The 2,499-nt window shown below is 70.9% G+C and carries 3 protein-coding genes; 1 reads left to right on the top strand and 2 read right to left on the bottom strand.

Annotated elements, in window-relative coordinates:
* Both ACWDNU_RS45095 and ACWDNU_RS45100 read right to left on the bottom strand, forming a co-directional pair.
* The coding region (locus ACWDNU_RS45095) for a peptide-methionine (S)-S-oxide reductase (RefSeq protein ID WP_354749587.1) at positions 1-110 on the bottom strand (110 nt) is incomplete at its 3' end.
* A gap of 79 nt (positions 111-189) precedes the next feature.
* Positions 190-1,095: a LysR family transcriptional regulator gene (locus ACWDNU_RS45100; protein WP_449673362.1), complete on the bottom strand. Its 906-nt coding sequence runs from the start codon at positions 1,093-1,095 to the stop codon at positions 190-192.
* A 107-nt stretch (positions 1,096-1,202) separates the two neighbouring features.
* Here ACWDNU_RS45100 and ACWDNU_RS45105 point away from each other — a divergent pair, with 107 nt between their 5' ends.
* Positions 1,203-2,426 carry an MFS transporter gene (locus ACWDNU_RS45105; protein ID WP_370938349.1) on the top strand — a complete coding sequence of 408 codons (1,224 nt, stop codon included), beginning with the start codon at positions 1,203-1,205 and terminating at the stop codon, positions 2,424-2,426.
* Positions 2,427-2,499: the final 73 nt, after the last annotated feature.

Raw genomic sequence — 2,499 nt, forward strand, 5'->3', positions numbered from 1 at the left:
ACGTCGCCGCCGCTGTAGCCGACGCGGGTGGCGGTCACGCCGGGCTGGTGGCGGAACAGCTCCTCCATGCCCCAGAAACACCCGCCGGCCAGGATCGCTTTTTCCGTCATTTCCTTCTCTCCCATCGCGGATTCCGTGTACAGGATGACGCTGCGGCGCCGGTCGCTATTCCGGCCGCCCGGGGCCCGGTCAGAACTCCGTAATATCTCCCTCCGCCGCGGCCGCGACGAACAGCTCCAGCAGCGTCCGCAGGGCCTGCGACGGCGGCCGCTTCGCGGAGACCACGACGGTAAGCGGCCAGGTCAGCGACGTCTCGGCGAGCGGGATCGACACGACGCCCGGCATGGTCAGCCGGGCGGTGCCGGGCAGGACCGCGACGCCGAGCCCGGCTGCGACGTAGCGCGGGACGGTCCGCAGGTCGGCGACCTCGGCGGCTACCCGGCGCGAAAGACCGAGCGTGGCGAATTCGCGGTCCACCGCCAGCCGGTTCCCGAAGCCGCGCGGGCAGTCGACGAACAGTTCCCCGTCCAGTTCCGGCAGCTTGACCGACTCGCGCTCGGCGAGCGGATGGCTGTCCGGCAGCACTGCGTAGTACGGCACGCTGGCCAGCTGCGTCGCGTCCAAGCCGCCGAGTTCCGCCCGCGAGAGGCCGAGCAGCGCGACGTCGAGGCGGCCGTGGCGGACGTCGTCGGCGAGCCCGGACGACCCGGTGAGGGACACCGTCAGGTGCAGGTCGACCAGCGGGTGCCTGCGGTGGAACGCGCCGAGCAGCACCGGCAGATCGAACGCGTTCATGCTGGTCAGCGTGCCGATCCGGAGGCTCCCGCGCAGGCCGGCGGACGCCTGCTGCACCACCTCGCGGGCCCGCTCCACCGAGTCCAGCGCCGCTTTCGCCTCGGGCAGGAAGAGCTCGCCCGCGGTTGACAGCGCGACCCGGCGGGTAGACCGGTCGAACAGCGTCGCGCCGAGGTCGGTCTCCAGCGCGCGGATCGTCGCCGAAACGGTGGACTGGGTGGCGAACAGCCGCTGCGCCGCCCGCGTGAAGCTCAGCTCCTCGGCGACCGCGACGAAAAACTCCAGCTGACGCGTCTCCATCGGCTAATTATCGCCCATCCAGATAACTCTGACCAACACTTTTCGTTGGACTTGATGAGTGGGGCGGGGGATCGTGGCAGACGTTGGTTCCCGCTTGGAAGGTCGACATGGTCACCACAGTTCCGCCCGCTTTCACCGCCCCGGCCGGATGGCGCGTCAGCCACGGCTGGGGGTTCCGAGTGATCGCGTTCGCGTTCGCCGCGTGTCTCGCGTTTTCCACCGTGCCCACTCCGCTGTACGCGCTTTACCAGCAGCGGGACGGCTTTCCGACGTTCCTGGTCACCGTCGTCTTCGCGGCCTACGCGGTCGGCGTGATGGCCAGCCTCTACCTCGCCGGGCACGTCAGCGACTGGCTCGGCCGCCGCCGCGTGATCCTCGCTTCGGTGCTCGCCGAGGCGCTGTCCGCGGTCTTGTTCCTGCTCTGGCCGGAGGTTCCGGGCCTGCTGATCGCGCGATTCGTGTGCGGCGTGGGCATCGGCGCGCTGACGGCCACCGCCACCGCGCACCTGTCGGAACTGCGCGCGGTGACCCGTCCGGACCAGGATCTCGGCCGCTCCGGCCTGATCGCCACCGTCGTGAACATGGGCGGACTCGGGCTCGGCCCGGTGGTCGGCGGCGTCTTCGCGCAGTACATCGACGGTCCGCTGACCAGCACGTTCGTCGTGTTTCTGATCGTGCTGCTGGTCGCGGCGTTCGCGGTGTGCCTGGTGCCGGAGACCGTCGAACGGCGCGAGGAGCGTCCGGCGTACCGGCCGCAGCGGGTGTCGCTGCCCGCCGGGGCGCGGCCGGCGTTCGTCGGCGCGGCGATCGGGGTGTTCGCCGCGTTCGCGATTACTGGGCTGTTCATGTCGCTCGCGCCGACGCTGCTCTCCGAGGGACTGCACCAGCACAACCGGATGCTCGCCGGGGTCACCGCTGGCTCGATGCTGGCCGCCGCGGCGGTGTCGCAGGTGGTCTTCGCGTCGATGGAGTCGCGGGCGCAGCTGCGGCTCGGGTTCGTGCTGATGCCGATCGGGTTGGCGGTGCTTTCGGTGGCCGCGTTGCTGCCTTCGCTGGCGCTGTTCTTCGCCGGTTCGGTGATCGCCGGGAGCGGGATGGGGCTCGGGTTCCGCGCGTCGGTCGCGACGGTGGCGGCGCTGGCCGATCCGCTGTCCCGGGGCGAGGTGCTGGCGGGGATCTTCCTCGCCGCCTACGCCGGGCTGGTGGTGCCGGTGCTGCTGGTCGGCATGACGCTGCTGTGGGTGCCGAGCCCGCTCGCGCTGGTCGGGTTTTCGGCTGCGGAGCTGGTGCTGCTGGGCTTCTCCGCGTGGCGGGTGCTGCGCACGGCGTGAGCTCCGGCGGCTGCCGCTCCTGGTCCTTGGCCGCCGGAAGTCCGTGAAGGGCTCCTTGAGGGAACCAGATTCC

The sequence above is a fragment of the Amycolatopsis sp. NPDC003676 genome (assembly GCF_053587275.1).